Genomic DNA, 19,457 nt, shown 5'->3' with positions numbered 1-19,457 from the left:
GAGGTTGGCGGGTTTGCGCGTTGTCCTCCGCGCCGGGCGCCGTCATGATGCCCGGCATGGGGAAGCCGGGGGGCTCGGGGGGCGTGTCACCGGACGGGGTGGAAGACGCCACGGAATTCGTCGCGCGCATGGTGCGGCTCAAGGAACGTTCCGGTCTGACGTACCGGCAGCTGGAGGAGCGCGCGGCGGACCGCGGTGAGGTGCTGGCGCGCAGCACCCTGGCCGACGTCCTGCGCCGCCGGTCGCTGCCGCGCCCGGAGGTGGTCGCGGCGTTCGTCCGTGCCTGCGGGTACGCGGACGAGGTGCCCGTGTGGCTGGCGGCCAGGGAACGCGTGGCCGCCGCTCCGGAGCCGCCCGGACCGGCCGTCCCCACGGCGCCCGCCGCCTCTCCCGGTCCCGATCCGGCCGGCCCTCCCGAACCTCCCGGTACGGACCCGGGTTCCGAGGCCGCTCCCGCGCTGCCGGCCACGGGCGCGGAGTCAGGGGTCGCGCCGGTGCGGACCGGCGGACGTCGCCCCGGCTCGCGCCGGGTACTGCTCGTATCGCTGCCGGTGCTCGCCCTGGTCTTCCTCGGAGCGTGGATCCTGCTGCCGGAGACTCCCGGGGACGCCGCCTCCCGGGCCCCCGCCGAGCGGGCCCCCGCCGAGGGCTGGTCCCGGATACGCCCCGCCGGGGCGCCCTCGCTGTGCGTCACCGAGGGCCGGGACCGCGAGGGCCGGTACCAGAGCGCGGTCGCCGTCCAGCGGAGCTGCTCCGGCGCCACTCCGCCGCACACCTATCTGGAACGCGTCGGTGACGGGCTGAACTACATCCAGTGGCACCACCCCAAGAACGGCAAGGGATGCCTCACGGTCCTGACGGCCGAGAACCACGCCGTCAGGAACCTCCTCGAACCCTGGCCCACCTGCGAGCCGGACCGCACCACCCAGCAGTTCCGTTTCGAGCCGGTCGACACCCCCGTCGCGGGCGGCTACCGGGTGCGGGTGGCGGGCAGCGGGCTGTGCCTCGGCATCCTGGGCGACGGCACGACGTCCGGCGCCGAGATCACGCAGGAGCGCTGCACGGGCGGGGCCGACCAGGAGTTCCTGGTGGACGCGGTCGGCTGACACCCCGGACCTCGCGCCGGTCGCGCCACTAGTGGATCTCGGTGACCACCACGTCCAGCGCCCAGGTGCGGCCCGCCTTCGCCGGAGCCGTCGCCTCCACCACGTACCCCAGGTCCCGCAGCGCCTCCACCAGCTCCGCCGGGTCCTTCGGCCGGACGCCCGTGGTCAGCAGGTCCCGTACCAGTCGGCCCTTCGTCGCCTTGTTGAAGTGGCTGACCACGGACCGCTTCTCCACGCCGGTCACCGGGTCGGTCCGCGCCTGCAGCACCCGTACGGTCGTGGTCCGCGCGGCCAGTTCGCCCTTCGGCTTCCAGGCGGCGGCGTACGCGGCCGAGCGCAGGTCCAGCACGAGCCCCCGGCCCGCCGCCTCCGGCAGGACGGACGCCATCGGCGTACGCCAGAAGGCGCCCAGCGCGCCGAGCCCCGGCAGCCTGACCCCCATGGAGCAGCGGTAGGAGGGGATGCGGTCGCCCATCCGTACCGCCCCCCACAGCCCGGAGAAGACCAGCAGCGAGGCCGCCGCCCGGCGCCGGGCGGCGGGGGAGAGGGTGGCCAGGTCCAGCGCGTCGTAGAGCACGCCGGTGTAGATCTCCCCGGCGGGACGCGTACCGGCGGTGCGCAGCCGGGCGTTCTTCGCGATCTCGCCCCGCAGCCCCTCGCTCAGCCCGAGCACCGTCCGCGCCTTCTCCTCGTCGGCGGCACACAGCTCCACGAGCTCGTCCAGCACGGCGGCCCTCGCCTCGGCGAGGCCCGGCAGGGAGAGCGACTCCGGCTTGAGCGGGGCACCGCGCCCGGAGGCGGCCTTCCCCTCCGACGGCGGCAACAGCACGAGCACGGTGGTTCTCCTCGACGGCGTACGACGGGTAACGGGTTATACGGGCGGCGGGCACGGCCCCCGCGCCAGGGTAGGCGACCGGCGCCCCGCGCCAGGGCGCCCCGGTCGGGGGCGGGACGGCCGGTACCGCCCGCCCGGGTACCATGGTCAGCACGGCAGACGAGCCGGGCGGACGGCCGCGTCAAGATCTCCGATCTTGCCGAGGAACGTCCGGGCTCCACACGGCAGGGTGGTGGGTAACGCCCACCCGGGGTGACCCGCGGGACAGTGCCACAGAAAACAGACCGCCGGGGACTTCGGTCTCCGGTAAGGGTGAAACGGTGGTGTAAGAGACCACCAGCGTCCGAGGTGACTCGGACGGCTAGGTAAACCCCACCCGGAGCAAGGTCAAGAGGGGCCCATCGGCTGATGGCCCTGCGCGGACGACCGAGGGCTGCCCGCCCGAGTCCGCGGGTGGACCGCACGAGGCCGGCGGCAACGCCGGCCCTAGATGGATGGCCGTCTCCCCGGCCGCCGCGAGGCGACCGGGCGACAGAACCCGGCGTACAGCCCGACTCGTCTGCCGCCCCCTGCGGCTTTGCCTCGGAAAGGGCCTCTGACCTGCGTCGGAGGCCCTTTCCGGTCTTTCAGGGGTTTACGGGACAGAGCCGCTCGTGATTTTGACAGACCCCAATTGAGCCTCGGGGATCAGCGGAATCCTCTGCTCCGACCGGATGACAGCAGCCCGCAGCCGAAGAGGGCAAGAGCCACAGCCCAAGCGCTCAGACTCTCGGGCGGGTAGAGGGGAATGGCCCACCATTGGCCTGTCAGCCGGCCCGAGGGCTCATAGTCGCGGCCGAGGCTGGCAGTGGCGAGCAGGAGCAGCAGGCAGGCGCCGCCGGCTGCCGCCTCGTTGCTGAACCGTCGAACGACCAGAGCGACGGCGAGGAGAAGCATCAGGTTCCGAGGTACGTCCATGCCCGCGAAGAGACCCAGCAGGTGACCGAGGACCGCTGTGAGGGAAACCACTGCCAGATCCCAGCGTCGCAGGCGCACGACCGCCGTACTCTCCGGGGCCTCCAGCCGACGTTCGAGGCAGTACAGGACAGCGACGACGACCAGGAGGGGAGCGAAGTACTCAACGCGCATGCTGACCATGCCGCCTATGAAGCCAGGCACAGGGATTTCGGTCCCACCGAGGCTCCAGCAGACCAGGCCGAGCAGCGCGGTGGCCACCAGCACGGTCCACCAGCGCCGCATGACGTTGAAGTAGAGCTTCATGTCAGGCCTGCCATGCAGTGTGTTTGGTCCTGGACCGTCGCTGTGAACCAGTCTGCCTGCTGTTTGATCGGCAGTTCGCGGATGCGCAGCAGTTGCGCCCACTCCTGGGGAGAGGTGCTTTCCTGCACTTCCTTCTCGTTCACCCCTACCCTCAGCAGAGCCCAAGTAGCTGCGATTGATGGTTGCCGACAATCGTGCACTCCATGCAGCGCTGCCGTACCAGTGACTGCTGACCGGGCGAGGTCGACATTGAGTTGCTCGAGGGAGCTGTCAGGCGACCAGTAAAGAGGCCAAGTCCCGTGCTCTGGTGGGAGATCAGCAGAGGCCATCCGCAAAGTCACAGGCAGGGGTACCCCGCTACCTTCCAGGGCCTTCAGAGCGGGCAAGGAATGACGGCGGATTCCGGCAGCCTCGGTTTCGTACTCTTCGGGCACGCAGACCGCAGGTGCTCTGCCGATGCAGACGGTGTGTCCGAGGCGAGCGTCTGTCGGAGGGCTGAATCCCCAGTCCGCTACCAGGCTGCGTCCGCCGACGAGCGTTCCTACGACGAGTGCTGCGCCGGCAGCTACCAGCCACGGTCTGCGCCGTGAACCGGCCATGAGGACGAACGCCCCTGCGAACCCGGCCGTGACCAGCCACGGAATGAAGTAGGCAAGCGGATCGAGGGTGTCGGTCAGAGTGGATCCCTCGATCACGAAGCCGCCCAGGTGGCGCCACGAAGGGGAACTCATCGAGGCTGGAACAGCCAGCCATGCCCAACTGCCAACTGCGACGGCCGGTGCTGCGACAGCCCGGGGACACAACAGTCCCGTTACCCAGCCAATGATCATCCACCCGCAGGGGAGTACCAGCAAGTGCGCGACGGCGAGCAGACCGGCGCCGCTGGGCCAAACACCGACCGTGAACTTGGCCAGGACAAGTGCGACGACCACGAGGGAGAGATGCAGGGCCATGACAGGTCGGATTGCCCAGAGCCACTGTCGCACGACACTGCGTGCGCCGGCTTCTCGGATGCTTCCCAGGACCTTCTGGCGGCCGGCCTCCCAGGCGGCGGATCCGGCCACTGCCGGGGTGATCACGGTGATTCCCCAGGCGGCGAGTTCACCTGAGGCTGGGCCGTAGTCGTGAACGCCCCAGAAGTTGTCCCCGCCGACGTAACTGCCCATATAGAGGGCGGCCGGTAGAAGTAGCCAGGGGGCTGATGAGGCGCGCAGATTGCCGAGCGAGATCACTGTTCCACCGATCCCAGCAGCGCGGAGTATGCGCTCTCCAGGCGCCGACCAGGGACGCTCTCGGGAGCAGCATGGCTTTCGAAATCGGCTACGCCCCCTTGGAATCGGGATACGCCGCCCTCCAAGACCACTACCTCATCAAATGCTTGGTCCAGGTCGCCAATGTCGTGGGTGGACACGATCACGTGCACCGTCCCACGAAGCTCCACGAGAAGATCATGGAATCGGCGGCGCTGAGTGGGGTCGAGACCGACCGTAGGCTCGTCAAGCAGGAGAAGTTCCGCGCCGTGAACGAGCGCCTGGGCGATCGCCAATCGCTGCTGCTGGCCTCCGGACAAGGTGTTCACCTTGTCATTCATCTTCGCTGTCAGCCCGACGCGTTCAATCACTGCGGGAGTGGCTCGCCAGGCGTCCCGCTCCCGCATACCTTTGAGCCATCCGACATATGCGACCTGTTCCCGGCATGTCAGTCCCGGGAGGGAGGAGCTGCGCTGAGGGAGCCATGACACCTTGCGGCGGTAGGCAGACAGACTCTTCCTGTGCGCTCGTAACTCCCCAAATCGGATCTCTCCGCTCTGGGGGGCGATTGCGCTCGCTCCGAGTGCGAGCAGCGTACTTTTGCCCGCTCCGTTCGGGCCAAGGAGCACGGTGTTACCCGGTGAGAATCGTAAGTCAAGTCTGTCGATGACAGGGCGTGTCCTGCGGTTGTAGCGGAACGTGCAGGACTGGTAATGCAACGGCATGGAGGGAACCTTATCGACAGGGCAGGCCCCTGCCACCCGTGTGTGCAGGTAGCAGGGGAAGAGTGCAGTTACCAGGAGACGGTCAGCGTCCTGACCGAGACCCTGTCCCCGCCACCGTCGTTGACAATAAAGTAGTACTTGCCGGCCCCGTGGTCAGCCCACTCACCTGTGGACGTCGCAGTGCTGCTCGCGAAGCACTGCGTGAACGCGGCCTTGACGTAGTATGTGTCGGGAAGGTTGGCAATGTCCTTCGCCAGCGTGACGTTCACGACGGTGTTGCCGCCGCTGCAGCCAGTGAACTTGATGGTCGTCGTCGTGGCAGAAGACGTCTCGTTCCAGCGGGTGGACTCAAAACCCGCAGCTACCCCACTTAAGGAGCTGGTGTAACTGCCCGCCTGCGCAGGGGCGCTGAATATGCCGACAACGGTCACGGCACTGAACAGCACCACTGCGATTCGACGAATCGATGCATGCAGGGCAGTTGAACGCACGTAGAGAGATCTCACAGTAGTCCCTTTCTGATTGTGCGAGTTGAAACCGAGCGCGCGAAAGAGGGGTGCCTCTCCTCGCGGGGCGGCATGCCTGCCAATCAGGGCCTCATGTCCCTGTCACATGCCAAACAGGGGCGACTGTATGACCAATCCCTCTAAGAGATCAACGGTCACTTTTAGTCGTGGCCTGATCTTGTGCGGTGAGACTTCGACTTTTAGCCATTCCTGAATGCGAACCAGGCGAGCGTGTGGATGTACTGCTGGTGATGGTCCGGCACTTGGCGCAGTGGCGTGATGCTCGGGTTGCGGAAGCAGCGCCGTCCGCCCGAAGGGCGGAGCCGGCGGCGTCTGGTGCGTGCGATCGCAAGACGGATGATCACCTCGTACTGGACGTACTTGGACGTTTCCGGCAACGCGGCGAGCGCGAGTGCCGGGCGTCGGCGACCAGGCGGGGCTTTCGCAACACGCCCTGGCGGCACTACCGCGCGCCGACAGCCGTGGCAGTCGCTCTCCCCGGTTTCACCAGCTCACGCAGTTTCGCCCGAGTCTCCGGATCCGTGGAGTAGACGGCCGTGCCGACCATGCCACGGGTCAGGAGCACCTTGTACGTATTGCGGATCAACCGGTCCACGTCGATGTCCGATGCCGCGGTGTTGCCGTTTCCCTTCCGCAGGGCGGGGTCCTTCGAAGCGGCCCGGTCGACGACCCAGCCGTTCTCCCGCCAGACGAGGTCGGGTCCGATGATCACGCCGCTCCAGTCGTACTCGAAGCCCTGCGCCGTGTAGACGCAGCCGACTTGGCCGAAGCCCGCGGGGTCGGTGGCCCAGAGCGCTGATGGCGGTGCACCCATGATCGACCGCTCACCCTTGAGGTTCCACGGCCGGCTCCAGTCGCCGATCCGAACATCGGCGGGAAGCGGCTCACCGGGCTTGGCGTCCGACCAGCGCCAACAGAACCCGGCCGACAACCTGGCCCCGTACCCCTTCGACCGCTTGTCGTCCAAAAGGGCTTCCAACTCCTCCGGAGAATCGACGACGTCGAGTTGCATCCGGCCATCGGGCTCCCATACGACGGCCTCGTCGCCCTCCAGCCCCAGCAGCCGTACGACCCACCGCAGGTAGGCGTCGCTCCCACCACAGCGGAACTGGCTGTCCAGCTCCACCACACGACACTTCAGGTCCTTCCGCGCGGCCGCTGCCTCGATCTCCTCGACGGTGCCCGTTTCCCCGGGGCGTACCACCTGGTGCTGGTCCAGGAGGAACACCGGCACACGCGCCGCATCGATCAGCTCCTCGAGCTGCCGCTTACCGGTGCGTCGCGCCGCCGGAGTGAAGCGGCTGGCGGACGTCTCCCGCACGCGATGGGCTTCGTCGCACACCAGCACGTCCAGGCTGTTCCGCCCGGCGGTCACGAAACTGTTGAAGTACTTGAAGAGCTCCCGCACGTCGGGCTTCCGCGCGCCGGCCACCTTGCGCATGGTCTTCGTGAACGACTGCGACCCGGTCGCGTGCAGAGCGGGAACTCCACGCCGGTACAGTTCGCCGAGGAGCGACAGGGCGATCACACTCTTGCCGGTTCCCGGCCCGCCCGTGATGATCACAACCTCTTTCTGATCAGCCGCGTGCGCCCGCTCGACGGCCTTCAGCACGGTCTCGTACGCCACACGCTGCTCGTCGAGAAGCACGAACTGCTCACGCTCACGTACCTCCTGCGCCGCGACGGCCATCAGCTGCTTCGAGGGCTGGACCTTGGCGAGCAACAACTCGTCGGCCGCCTTGGCTCCGGAAGCGGCGCTCAGCTTCGACCGCAGGTACGCGAGGAAGTCCCCGCGCCGGTCCGCCGTGAACATGCGGCCACGCTCACTGACTTCGACCTCGTCGAGGCCGGACACGCCGGACGCGGTCGCGTTGTGCAGGTAGGCGACGCCCGAGATCCGCTCGGGATGCCGGGCCAGCGCCCCGTTGAAGGCGACGAGGTAGTCGCAGTAACCACGGACCTGCTCGACGGGATGGAGAACCGCACGGGCGTAGTCGGGGACGAAACACAGCAGGGGATCATCGTCGTCGGGATGCGCCTGGCTCCACTGCTTGAGCTCGACGACGACATACGAGGGCTCACCGGTCCGGGGATGGACTCCGGCGAGCACCGCATCGGCCCGCTTGCTGGTCAACGGCAGCCCATACTCCAGCAGCACCTCCACCTGACCGAGCCCGGCGTCGAGCAGCGCGTCGGTGAGAGCCGGGATGCTCCGCTCCCAGGAGCGCGCTTCCGCCATGCTCGGCCCGTACCCGTGCACCCGAGTGAACTGCTCGGTGAGGTACAGGCCCAGCGACCCTTCGAGGCGGCGGGCGGCGACCGCGGTGGCGGAGTCGCGGAACAGCAAGAGGGGCCCCCAGGCAGCACGAAACAACTCGTGCGGGTGGGGGCATGTCCTGAGGCGGAAGCCCGGCGGGCCGCGTTGACGATTGATCGAATGCTACCGAACGGTGTGCGGGGCCGACTGGCGGAACAGCGCCGTCACGGACCGGCGATCTTACGCATCGGTTTGGGCAGCGCATTCTGTACCGAGGTGATCACATGCCCGCGCAGAGCGTCCCGTGTGTCTTCGTCCGTCGAGTAGATCACCACGCCCATGATTCCGCGGGTCAACAGGACGTGGTAAGCGTTACGGACGCATCGGTCGACATCGGCCTCGTCGATGGTCCTGGGCCGCAGCTCCGGGTCATGGGTGGCGGTCCGGTCGATGACGAACCGGCCCTCGCGCCAGACGAGATCGGGGCCGATGATCACGCCTACCCAATCGAACTCGAAGGTCTGGGCGGTGTAGACGCAACCGACCTGCCCGGTGCCCCGCGGGTCGGTGGCCCAGAAGTCGGCATCGGGCGCGCCCTCCACGGCATGGCCGCTCTTCACGTTCCAGGGCCGCTGCCAACCGTCGATGGTGACGTCCGGGATCAGCTTGCCGTGCTCGTCCGGAGCACTCCACGGCCAGCAGAAACCGGCGACGGTTCGGGTGCTCGCCCCTGTGAGCCGTTGCTCTTCGAGGAAGTCCGTCATTTCCTGCGGAGAGTCGGCGAGGTGAACCTGCATCCGCCCGTCGGGCACCCAGACCTGAGGGGTGTGCACGCCCACGCTGAGCAGCCTCAACACCCAGTCACGGTAGTAGGCGCTTCCCTGGGCCCGGAACATGCCACCGAGGTCGATGAGGGTGTGCCGAAGCCCCAGCGCCTTCGTGCGTTCGATGAGGTACTCGGCCGTGCCGACCTCGCCGGGGCGAAGGGACTGCCAGTCGTCGAGCAGGAAGACGGGGACTTGTGCCGCTTCTATGATTTCGTCGGCCTGAGGCCGTGCGTTCTCCCGCTCCTCGCGCGGGGTGTACCGGTCGACGGAGTGGCGGCGAACGCGGTGTGCCTCGTCGCAGATGACCACGTCACAGCTGTCCGGCGGCAGCTTCTTCAACTGGTTGAAGTAGGTGAACAGCCGGGTGGCTTCCTTCTTCAGTTTTCCCTTCATGCCGCGCGGCGCGTTCCGCGCGTAGGTCTCGCGAAGGGTCAGGGTGAGCGCCTTGGCCCCCGACGCGTGCACGACGTTCCAGCCGGCCTGGTCGAGAGTACGCCGGAGTTCGAGCGCGATCGCGCTCTTGCCGCTGCCCGGCCCGCCCCGGACGATGATGACTTCCTTGGTGCCGCCCTCACGGACCCGTCGTACCGCTTCGTGTACGTCCTGGTGCGCCAGCTCCTGCTCGTCCAGCAGTTGGAAGCGCTCCGGCGGCCCCAGACGCGTGGGAAGGTTGACGTCGGCGATCTTCGGAGAGTCGTACTCAGGGGAGTCGATCAGTATCTGGGCGGCCTCCCCACCCGGCAGCGCGGCCAGTCGCGCACCCAGCAGCTTCCGGAACCGCTCGAACCGGTCCATGGTGTAGAGCCGCCCGTGCTCGCTCTCCGGGAGCCTGAACAGCTCTCGCACGTCGTCGTCGTGAGCGTTGTGCATCAGCACCGCTCCGACGACGCTCTCGGGCTTGCCGCGCAGGGCGGCTTTGTACTGGACCAGGTAGTCGCAGTACTTCTGCACCTGCCGGACCGGGTGCAGTTTCCAGTCGGCGAAGCCGAGATCGACAGCGACCGACCGTTCCGGGTGCACGGTGGCGGAACGTTGCTGCTTCAGTTCGATCAGCACGTACGAGGGTGCGCCGCTGCCCGGGTGCACGCCGGCCAGGAGCACGTCCACATCGGCGTTGGTGTGCGGAAGCCCGAACTCTATGAACACCTCCACCTGACCAAGGTCCCGCTCGACGAGGGCGTTGATCACCGGAGGAAGACTGTTCTCCCATGCCTCGACAAGACCGCTCCCCGGAGGCGTCCCCTCCTGGTTCTTGCCCTTCTTCCGCTTGTGCCTGTCCTTGTAGGCCAGGATCAGCCGTTCGGTCAGCGGACGACGGGCCATTCCAGGTTGGCGCCTGACCTCTTCGGCCAACGAGGCGGCAGACTCCCGGAGCAGATAGGACGACAAGGGCTTCCCTCACGGCACGCCGAATCCCTTGCGGGTGGAGGCGTGTCCTGGGAGCCGGAAGCCTGGCGGGCCGCGATGACAGCGTGCAACGTTAGCTCGATACGGAGTCGCGTGTGCACGATCAAGCCAGGAGTTCCCGGTAAGTACGGGAGGGAGACAATCGCCGCGGGGTAGGGTCGACCGGAAGATTTTTGAGCGAATGCTTCCTGTGCCTGCCTGCTTGTACGGGAACGGAAGGACACCGCGGAGGTCGGACTGTGACGGCGCCAGGCACACCCCCGGCACCCAAGCCGGGCCCCCCGCCGCGGCCCGCGAACCAGTGGAACCAGGAGCGGCCGTCCCCGTACGCGTGGGAGCAGGACGCCCTCGACCACGTGCGGCGCCTCATGCCGCCGGCCGAGCCCTACCGTGCCTGGGCGACGTTCTCCTTCACCGCCCAGTCCGGCCGCATCAACGAGTGCGACCTGCTCATCGCGGTCCCCGCCGGGCTCTACCTCGTCGAGATCAAGAGCCATCCGGGCCGCCTGGAGAACTCCGGCTCGACCTGGAACTTCCACGGCACCGACCGCACCAGGACGATCAACAATCCGCTGCACTTCAACGACGCCAAGTCCAAGGACCTCAAAAGCCAGCTGCAGTGGGCCGCACGGAAACTGCGCTTCCCGGGCCCGTTGCCGCGCATCGAACCGGCGGTCTTCCTCTCCTCCCCGGATCTCGAGAGCCACCTCGACGACGTCCAGCGCATCCGGGTCTTCGGCAGGGACGACGGCGCGAGCGGGCTGCCACGTATCTGGCAGGACTTCCTGGGACTGCCGCCGGACCGGCCGGAGCGCCGCATCACCCAGGAGTTCTCGCACCAGCACCTGCCTCGGCTGCTCAAGACCATCGGTATCCGGCAGTCGACCGCGCACCTCAGGTTCGGTGACGCCTGGCGGATGCGGCCGCACCCGCTGGACGCCGGCACCTCCTGGGAGGACCGGCTGGCCGAGCGGGTCGACGGACTGGTGCGGGAGGAGGGCCGGGTCCGGATCTACCTGGTCGGCCAGCAGGCCGACGAGTCGGCGAAGCGGGCGACCGAGCGCGCCGCGCGCCGCGAGTACCAGGTGCTCCAGGGCATCACGCACCGCGGCATCTCGGCGGCGGTCGAGATCCGCGACCACGAGGCGGGTCCGGCGATCCTCTTCCGCCACCGCAAGACCGACCTACGTCTCGACCAGTACCTGGCCACGCACGGCGGCCGACTCACCCCCGAGATGCGTCTGGACCTGGTACGGCAGCTGGCGGAGGCCGTACGCCACGCGCACAGCCGCTCGCTCTACCATCGCGCGCTCGCCGCACGCTCCGTCTACGTCAGCGCCCGGCAGGACGGCTCCCGTCCCGAGCTGCGGATCACCGACTGGCAGACCGCGGCCCGGGACTTCGACACGAACGCGACCCTGCTGCGTTCCCTCGGCAACGCGGCTCTCGACGTGGGCCTCATCGAGGACGCCGCACAGGTCTACCTCGCCCCGGAGAGCGAGCAGCCCTACGCGGATCCGGCCGACCTCGACATGTTCGGCCTGGGCGCGGTCTCGTATCTCATCCTGACCGGGCAGCCGCCGGCCGACCGGCGCAGTGCTCTGCGCGAACGGCTGCGCACCGACTCCGGACTGCGGCTCATCGCGGTCGCCGACGGGCTCTCCGAGGAACTCGACCAGCTCATCCGACAGGCCACCCATCCCGACCCCGATCACCGGCTCGCACCCGTCGACCGGTTCCTCGACCTCCTCGACGAGGCCGAGGAGGAGAACGCGGTCCCCGAGCAGCCGCCGGTGGCCGAACTCGACCCGCTGTCCGCTCTCCCCGGCCAGTCCCTGGACGGTGAATGGTCCGTACGCCGTGCCCTGGGTACCGGCGCGACGGCCCGCGCGCTGCTCGTCGAGCGGGTCGTGGAGGACGAGGACGGCGAGTCGTACACCGAGGAGCGGGTCTTCAAGGTCGCTCTCGACCAGGAGAAGGCGCAGCGGCTGCGGGCCGAGGCCCGCGCCCTCGAACTGGTCGGCGGCGGCACCGTGGTCCAGCTCAAGGGCGGTCCGCGCGAGCTGGCCGGGAAGACGGTTCTCGAGCTGGAATATGCGGGGGAGCGCACCCTCGGCGCCCGGCTGCGCGCCGACGGCAAGCTGTCGTACCACGAACTGGAGCGGTACGGCAGCGACCTGTTCACCGCCCTCGACCAGCTCGCCGCGAAGGGCGTACGTCACCGGGACATCAAGCCGGACAACCTCGGTCTGTACCGGCGCAGCGACCGCACCTGGCAGCTGATGCTCTTCGACTTCTCGCTCGCCGACGCCTCCGACCGCGACATCAAGGCGGGCACCCGCGGCTACCTCGATCCGTTCCTGGACTCGGTGCGCCGAGGACACTACGACGATCACGCCGAGAGATACGCGGCAGCCGTCACCCTGCACGAGATGGCCAGCGGTGAACGCCCGCTGTGGGGCGAGGGCCAGGTCGACCCGGTCGCCAATGACAAGGCCGAACTCTCCGTCGCCACCGAGCTGTTCGAGGACGCCCTCAGTGACGGACTGACCCGTTTCTTCAAGCGGGCTCTGCACCGGGACACCGAGCACCGCTTCGACACCCTGCGGCAGATGCGCGACGCCTGGTACGAGATCTTCCGCGAGGCGGACGCGGCCAAGCCCGTCACGACACCCGCCACGGTCGACACGGTCTCGGACGCGGGTGAGAACAGTCTCGATGCCGCGGCGAGAGCGGCCGGGCTGAAGACTCCGCTGGTGGCGGCCGGGCTCTCCGAGCGGGCGATCTCGGTGGCGGGCGGCCTCGGCGCCACCGACGTCGAAGGGCTCCTGGACGTCCCGCCGTACATCATCTCCAAGGCGAGGGGCGCCGGAGCGCTCGTACGCAAGGAACTCAACCGGCGCCGCAAGCAGTGGGCCGCGAGCCTGCGGCAGCCCGCCGCCCCCGCCGCACCCCCAGCACGCCGTGCATCGGATTCCGGGCCGGTACCCGCCGAGGCGGATGCGGTGCTCTCGGTGGATGAGATGGCCGCGCGGCTCACTCCCGCCCCCGGACGCAAGAACTCCCACCGCGGTGAGGTCATCCGCCTCACCCTGGGCCTCCCGCCCGAGGACGGCGGGCTGCCCCCGCTGGGCCCCTGGCCGGTGCAGAAACGTGTCGCGGACCGGATCGGCATCCAGCAGCCACCGGTCTCCCGCCATCACCGCAACGCGATCAGGGAGTGGTACGACACCAAGTGGCTGACCCCGGTCCGTGCGACCCTCGTCGAGGTCGTCGAAGCGGCGGGCCGTGTGATGACCGCCCAGGAACTCGCCGTCGAACTGCGCATAAAGCACGGCGCGGGCGAGGACACCGAGGAGCGCACCCTCGCCAAAGCCCTCGCGGTCGTACGGGCGGCGGTGGAGGCCGAGGCGGGCGAGGGCGATCCCGAGGCAGCCAAGCCCCACGAGCCCCGCCTCGCCTGGCACCGGCGGGAGGACGCCGTTCTCGTCGCCGCCGAGTCCCTCCCCGGTACCGCCGATCCCACCCCCAGCGAACTGGCCGACTACGCGGCCGCGTTGGGCAAGGAAGCGGAGCGCCTGGCACACGAGGACCCCCTGCCGGGCCGGGCCGCGGTCATCCGCGCCCTGCGGAGCGTGCCGGCTCCGGACGGCCTCGCCCCGCTCGCCGACACCCGTCTCGTGGCACTGGCCGCGGCGGTCGCCCCCACGGCCCAGGCGAGCCCGCGTCTGGAGCTGTACCCCCGGGACCTGACCCTGGAGCGGGCGCTGCGCATCTCGCAGGCCGGTGCCGGAGTCCGCCGTGAGAACGGCATCACCCCCGAGGAGCTGAACAACCGCCTGCGCGCACGGTTCCCCGACCTGTCCCTTCTCACGGCCCGTACGGAGCCCACGCATCCCGAACTGGAAGAGGCCCTGCGCGAAGCGCGCTTCTCCCTCGAATACGACACCGAGCGGGGCAGGTTCTTCCCGCCCCGAGTGGTGGCCGAGGCCGCCTGGACGTCGACCGGCGACGCCACGAGCCTGATGCCTCGTCTCGCCGGCGGCCGTCCGGCGCCCCAGGACCCGCACGCCACGGTCAGGGCCCGCCTGGACGCCGCCGTGCGCCGTGGCGGCTTCCTCGCGCTGACGGTCAGGGGAACGCGGCTGCCGGGTGTGGCAGAGGCGGTAGCCACCCGATACCGGGTCGAACCGGTCGATCTGAACAGCGAATTCCTGGCCGAATTCCGCCGGTTGGCGGACGAGAAGGTCCAGGCCTGGGACAAGGTGCTCGGCGTCGACGCCCGCTTCTCCACCAGCGGCCGGATCTCCAAGGGCCTGGCGGCCTACGTGCGCACGGTGTGGGCTCGTATCGAGGACTCACTCCTGGAGCGGGCCGCCGCCCCGCGCACGGTCCTCTTCCTCTACGACGCCGGCCTGCTCGCCCGCTACTGGGACGAGGGCGGACGCGACCTGCTGGTCAAGCTCCAGCACGCGGCCCGCCTGCCGGCCGAGGCGCCGCACGGGCTGTGGCTGCTGTGCCCGGTGGAAACGCGCGGCCAGGACCCGCATCTGGACGGCAGGACGGTCGAGTACATCGGCAGCGACGGGGAGCGCACGCACCTGGACAGCGCGTTCGTCGAGACGCTGAGGTCAGGGGAGTAGGCCGCCCAGGCCGGAGTTCATGCCGGAGGCGGGGCCCCGGTCACGACAGGCATTCCTCCAAGTTTCGGCTGGGGAGTTCGTCTTCGCCCCCCGCGCCGTAGAGCAGCTCGACGGTGCGGGGGGCTGCGACGGCTCCTTGGGCCCAGGCGGAGAGAGCCGCCTTTCGCCACTCGGTACCCGTGGCTCCGATCTCGAGATCGGGAACCGGCTGACTGCCGTGTGCCGCCAGGAAGTCGCCCCGGACCGGCGTATCCGCCTGCTGCCGCTGTGCTTCTGCTTTGTCGATCAGCTCCAGGCGGCGTGCCCTGCGTACTACCGCACTCCAGGACATCCGATAGGAGGCCGCCAGATCGAGCATGGCTGCCCTCGGGGCATGGTCTTCCTCGACGATGATCACGTCCCACAGGACGTGATCACCAACGAACAAGATCCGCTTTCGCAACGGACCCTAGGTGTTCAACGACATCGGCAAGCGAGCCGAGTGGTCCGGAAGGGGTCCCCAGCGCTCTGCGCGCGGCGCCCGCGAGGGCGACCGGGTCGGCATCTGAGGCGCTTCGCTTGAGTGATGGATCCAGCTCCGGCGGAGACAGGAACCGGTGGGCAATGAGCCACTGGGCATGGCGGACGTGCTCTTCGAGCCGGGCATCCAGGCGGTAGCGGGCCCGTGAGGCGTCATCCGCGTTCTCGTCCAGGGCGCTGCGTCGCGACACCAGCGGTGCTGGGGGCGGGAGGCGAGATGGGCGAGTGGCACGCCCGGTGCTCGATTCCGCGACTGCTCGGATGTCGTTCGCGGACTGAGGTGCTGATGGGGCTGGCAGGATGGAGAGCTGAGCTGCCGGTCTGCGGTGGGTGGCGCTGCGGTGCGAGAGGGATGCGAAGAGTGACGACTGTCGCGGGTGCGGGTGCGGGTGCGGGTGCGGGTGCGGGTGTGAGCGGGGCGGCCCTGCTCAAGGACCTGAAGAAGCAGGTCACGGCCCTGGAAGACGATCTGCGGGAGCGCAGCGAGTCCGTCGAGGACTTCCGCACCAGGCTTGAGGCCGAGTACGCGCGAGCCCGCGAGGGGAAGCGGACCGCGGCGACGTACGGCGCGTGGCGCGACGAGCGGGTCACGCAGGCCGCTGCGGCGTGGGTGCTGGGCTGCGTCTTCGTACGGTTCTGCGAGGACAACCGGCTGATCGAGTGGCCGTACCTGGCGGGGCCGGGGGACCGGCTTCGGGACGCGGAGGAGCGTCACGAGGCGTTCTTCCGGGAGAAGCCGCACCTCAACAACCGGGACTGGCTGGAGGAGGCTTTCCAGCACCTGGCCGACTCGAACGAGACGGCGGCCGGCCTGTTCGACCGCGCGCACAACCCGCTGTGGGGTCTCACGCCGAGCTATGAGGCGGCGACTGAGCTGCTGTCCTTCTGGCGGCGCAGGGGCGCGGACGGCGAGATCCTGTACGACTTCACGGACCCGGAGTGGGACACGCGTTTCCTGGGCGACCTGTACCAGGACCTGAGCGAGCACGCCCGCAAGACGTACGCGCTGCTGCAGACCCCGGAGTTCGTGGAGGAGTTCATCCTCGACCTCACGCTTGAGCCGGCGATCGAGGAGTTCGGGCTGTCCCCGGAGGGCGGGCTGCGGACGATCGACCCTGCGTGTGGGTCGGGGCACTTCCTGCTGGGGATCTTCGGTCGCCTGGTGGAGAAGTGGCGGGCCGCCGAGCCGGGGACGGACGAGTGGGCGCTGGTACGGCGGGCGCTGGAGTCGGTGCACGGGTGCGACAAGAACCCGTTCGCGGCCTCGATCGCCCGGTTCCGGCTGCTGGTCGCGGCGATGAAGGAGGCGGGTGCGCGGCGGCTGGCTGAGGCGCCGGCGTTCCCGATCAATGTGGCGGTGGGGGATTCGCTGCTGCATGGGCGGGGGGCGACGGGTATCCAGACCGATCTGCACACGCTGCTCGCCGAGGAGGGGGGCGGTGACGGGGCGGCGTTCCAGTACGCGACGGAGGATGTGGGGGAGTTCGCGGGGCGGGTGAATCTGCTGGGGCGGGCCTCGTATCACGTAGTGGTGGGGAACCCGCCGTACATCACGGTGAAGGACAAGCAGGAGAACGCGAATTATCGGGCTGCGTTTGATGCATGTGCGGGCACATATGCGTTGTCGGTTCCGTTTGCGCAGCGGTTGTTCGAGCTGGCGCTACGTGGAGCCGGCGGCGCTTCAGGAGGTGGTGGCTTCGTCGGTCAGATCACAGCTAACTCATTTATGAAGCGTGAATTTGGTAAGAAGCTGATCGAGGGATTCTTTACAGGGGAGCGAACCGGGATCGACCTCCTGCGTATTATCGACACCTCGGCCGCATACATCCCCGGGCATGGGACGCCAACCGTAATGCTTGTGGGGAGGAACAGGCTCCCGTCCGCTAGCTCGAAGGTCCGCGCCGTGCTGAGTAATCGCGGTGAACCTGTAGAGCCTTCCGTTCCTGCGGAGGGACTTGTCTGGAAGGCGATCTCTCGACAATTTGACACCCCGGGGAGTGATTCGGACTGGATCTCAGTCGATGATGTGGAAAGGTCGCGATTTTCTTGTCATCCGTGGAGTCTCGGCGGGGGTGGAAAAGCTGAAGTAAAGGGAATGATTGAGGCTGGATCAGGGAGGCTCAGGGAGAAAATTGAATCGCCTATTGGTCGCGCCATTAGGGCTGGATCTGACGATGCTTTTTCGCGATCTCGGCGCCACACCCTGCATAAAGATTCTGATGTCGAAATGATGCGCCCCATTGTGCGTGGGGAGAATGTCAGAGACTGGGGGTTGAGTGACCTCGACTTCACCTGGTATCCATACGCCGAAGATGGGGCCGTGCGCGACGGGATGCAAGCGGAACTTTGGCCCATGAGGACGCTCCTTGCTGCACGTCGAACGTTTCAAGGGGTGATGGAAGATGCCGGACGTGCATGGTGGGAGTACATGCAGCATACGAAATCGGCGTATGATACCCCCCTCTCGATTACATTTGCCAATGTCGCGACACACCTTCACTTCACGCTTGATCGTGGAGGGAAAGTGTTCGATGCGCATGCCCCAGTGATCAAGCTACCGGTCGGGTCGACTGAGGAAGATTTTCTTGGGCTGCTGGGAACGCTTAATTCTTCGGTGGCTTGTTTCTGGCTGAAGCAAGTTAGTCAAGATAAGGGGAATCGAGGAGGTGAGAGGTCGACCGGCAGATTTGCGTGGGAGAGTTACTATGAGTTCACCGGAGCTAAGCTTCAGGAATTTCCCCTGCCTGCGCAGTTGCCCTTGACTCTGGGGCGTCTGCTTGATGCCTTGGCGCGGGAACTGGTTAAGGTGGAGCCCTTGGCCGTCGGTGATAGTGGCACACCCTCCCGCGCAAATCTCAACGCTGCGCGAACTGAAAATGCGCGAATCTATCAGCACATGATCGCTCTCCAAGAGGAACTGGATTGGCGTGTGTATGGGTTGTACGGGTTGCTGTCCGATGCAGAGATCGCCCGGACTACCATCCCATCGCCCGTGACGACCGCTATGCCAGAAGTCCATCTCGGGGAGCGGGCCTTCGAGCTTGTGATTGCCGAGAAAGTGGCAGCCGACGAAGCGGTGGAACAGTGGTTTGCGCGGCATGGCTCGTCTCCCGTCGCAGAGCTCCCGGCCCGCTGGCCCGACTGGTACCGAGACATCGTTCAAGCCCGCATCGACATCATCAACTCCCGCAAGGACATCGCCCTCATCGAGCGCCCGGAGTACAAGCGGCGCTGGGCTGGTGATCCGTGGGAGAAGAAGGAGAGGGCGGCCCTGCGGACGTGGCTTTTGGACCGCATCGAGGAGCCGAGTCTCTGGTACGCCCTCCGGGACGGGATCAAGCAGCCGCGCACGCTGACCGTCAGCCAGCTCGCCGACGCACTGCGTGATGACGCGGACTTCAACTCTGTCGCCCAGCTCTACGCAGCCGACCACATGGGCAAGCCGGACCTGCCCCTCGCGGACGTGCTCGCTGAGGTCGTCGACGCCGAGCATGTCCCGTACCTCGCAGCCCTCCGCTACAAGGACTCCGGGCTCCGTAATCGCGAACAGTGGGAGCAGGTCTGGGAGCTGCAGCGCGAGGAGGATCGGACGGGCCAGCGGCTCGATATCCCCGTGCCGCCGAAGTACAAGGGATCCGACTTCCTCAAGCAGTCGTACTGGTCCAACCGCGGAAAGCTCGATGTTCCCAAGGAGCGCTTTATCTCCTACCTGGGGGCGAGCCCGGACGCTGATCCGACCATCCTGCTCGGTTGGGCCGGCTGGGACCACAAGGACCAGGCTCAGGCGCTGTTCAACCTGGTCGACGACCGTACGAAGCAGGCGGGTTGGGACACCGATCGCATCAAGCCGCTGCTCGCAGGGCTGCTCGAAGTCATGCCGTGGGTGCGGCAGTGGCACGGGGAGTACGACGAGGAGTGGGAGGGCGTGCCCGCCGACGATTACCAGGCGTACTTCGAGGAGCTGTGCGCCAAGCACCAGGTGAGCGAGGCGGACCTGCGGGCCTGGCGGCCGGAGAAGACGCGGGCCAAGAAGAAGACCGCCCCCAAGGAGACGGTCTCCGCCGGGCAGTCGGCCCTCGGCGAGTAGGAATTCAATGCAGA

Annotated in this window: 11 protein-coding genes and 1 other RNA gene; 4 read left to right on the top strand and 8 right to left on the bottom strand. The window is 67.9% G+C overall.

What is annotated here, in order from left to right; genetic code table 11:
* Positions 1-56: 56 nt before the first annotated feature.
* The gene (locus ACU6P3_RS09270; RefSeq protein ID WP_447196703.1) at positions 57-1,106 is read left to right on the top strand and encodes an RICIN domain-containing protein; all 1,050 of its coding nucleotides are present in this window, start codon (positions 57-59) and stop codon (positions 1,104-1,106) included.
* A 28-nt stretch (positions 1,107-1,134) separates the two neighbouring features.
* On the opposite strand, the gene yaaA is transcribed toward ACU6P3_RS09270, so the two are convergent.
* Positions 1,135-1,941: a peroxide stress protein YaaA gene (gene yaaA, locus ACU6P3_RS09265; RefSeq protein ID WP_447196702.1), complete on the bottom strand. Its 807-nt coding sequence runs from the start codon at positions 1,939-1,941 to the stop codon at positions 1,135-1,137.
* Positions 1,942-2,101: 160 nt separating this feature from the next.
* On the opposite strand from yaaA, the gene rnpB reads away from it, so the two are divergent.
* Positions 2,102-2,503: RNase P RNA component class A (gene rnpB, locus ACU6P3_RS09260), an RNA gene on the top strand.
* A gap of 125 nt (positions 2,504-2,628) precedes the next feature.
* On the opposite strand, the gene ACU6P3_RS09255 is transcribed toward rnpB, so the two are convergent.
* From ACU6P3_RS09255 to ACU6P3_RS09230, 6 genes are all read right to left on the bottom strand, one after another.
* The gene (locus ACU6P3_RS09255; RefSeq protein ID WP_344278816.1) at positions 2,629-3,201 is read right to left on the bottom strand and encodes a hypothetical protein; all 573 of its coding nucleotides are present in this window, start codon (positions 3,199-3,201) and stop codon (positions 2,629-2,631) included.
* Positions 3,198-4,433 carry a DUF7224 domain-containing protein gene (locus ACU6P3_RS09250; protein ID WP_447196701.1) on the bottom strand — a complete coding sequence of 412 codons (1,236 nt, stop codon included), beginning with the start codon at positions 4,431-4,433 and terminating at the stop codon, positions 3,198-3,200. The genes ACU6P3_RS09255 and ACU6P3_RS09250 overlap by 4 nt, the downstream gene beginning before the upstream one ends.
* Positions 4,430-5,176 carry an ABC transporter ATP-binding protein gene (locus ACU6P3_RS09245; protein ID WP_344278822.1) on the bottom strand — a complete coding sequence of 249 codons (747 nt, stop codon included), beginning with the start codon at positions 5,174-5,176 and terminating at the stop codon, positions 4,430-4,432. Before ACU6P3_RS09245 ends, ACU6P3_RS09250 begins: the two co-directional genes overlap by 4 nt.
* 68 nt (positions 5,177-5,244) lie before the next feature.
* Positions 5,245-5,682, bottom strand: a complete 438-nt coding sequence (locus tag ACU6P3_RS09240; protein ID WP_344278825.1) for a hypothetical protein — start codon at positions 5,680-5,682, stop codon at positions 5,245-5,247.
* 463 nt (positions 5,683-6,145) lie between these two features.
* The gene (locus ACU6P3_RS09235; RefSeq protein ID WP_447196700.1) at positions 6,146-8,050 is read right to left on the bottom strand and encodes a DNA/RNA helicase domain-containing protein; all 1,905 of its coding nucleotides are present in this window, start codon (positions 8,048-8,050) and stop codon (positions 6,146-6,148) included.
* Positions 8,051-8,184: 134 nt separating this feature from the next.
* On the bottom strand, positions 8,185-10,110 hold the full coding sequence (locus ACU6P3_RS09230) for a DNA/RNA helicase domain-containing protein (RefSeq protein ID WP_344278831.1): 1,926 nt from the start codon (positions 10,108-10,110) through the stop codon (positions 8,185-8,187).
* Between the two features lie 323 nt (positions 10,111-10,433).
* Between ACU6P3_RS09230 and pglW the strand changes: the two genes are divergently transcribed.
* Positions 10,434-14,837, top strand: a complete 4,404-nt coding sequence (pglW, locus tag ACU6P3_RS09225; protein ID WP_447196699.1) for a BREX system serine/threonine kinase PglW — start codon at positions 10,434-10,436, stop codon at positions 14,835-14,837.
* Between the two features lie 40 nt (positions 14,838-14,877).
* Here the strand turns inward: pglW and ACU6P3_RS09220 are convergent, their stop codons facing one another.
* Positions 14,878-15,234, bottom strand: coding sequence for a hypothetical protein (locus ACU6P3_RS09220; RefSeq protein ID WP_447196698.1), 357 nt, complete (start codon positions 15,232-15,234; stop codon positions 14,878-14,880).
* Between the two features lie 474 nt (positions 15,235-15,708).
* Between ACU6P3_RS09220 and pglX the strand changes: the two genes are divergently transcribed.
* Positions 15,709-19,443, top strand: a complete 3,735-nt coding sequence (gene pglX / locus ACU6P3_RS09215) for a BREX-2 system adenine-specific DNA-methyltransferase PglX (protein WP_447197820.1) — start codon at positions 15,709-15,711, stop codon at positions 19,441-19,443.
* Positions 19,444-19,457: the final 14 nt, after the last annotated feature.

It is taken from the genome of Streptomyces hebeiensis (assembly GCF_052983195.1).
This window is presented reverse-complemented; position numbering and strand designations above follow the sequence as displayed.

Bases quoted from the DNA above. Each gene is read 5' to 3' on its own strand.
- ACU6P3_RS09245 (WP_344278822.1), bottom strand. From the start codon at position 5,176: ATGCCGTTGCATTACCAGTCCTGCACGTTCCGCTACAACCGCAGGACA.
- ACU6P3_RS09255 (WP_344278816.1), bottom strand. From the start codon at position 3,201: ATGAAGCTCTACTTCAACGTCATGCGGCGCTGGTGGACCGTGCTGGTG.
- pglX (WP_447197820.1), top strand. From the start codon at position 15,709: ATGCGAAGAGTGACGACTGTCGCGGGTGCGGGTGCGGGTGCGGGTGCG.
- ACU6P3_RS09270 (WP_447196703.1), top strand. From the start codon at position 57: ATGGGGAAGCCGGGGGGCTCGGGGGGCGTGTCACCGGACGGGGTGGAA.
- ACU6P3_RS09230 (WP_344278831.1), bottom strand. From the start codon at position 10,110: ATGGCCCGTCGTCCGCTGACCGAACGGCTGATCCTGGCCTACAAGGAC.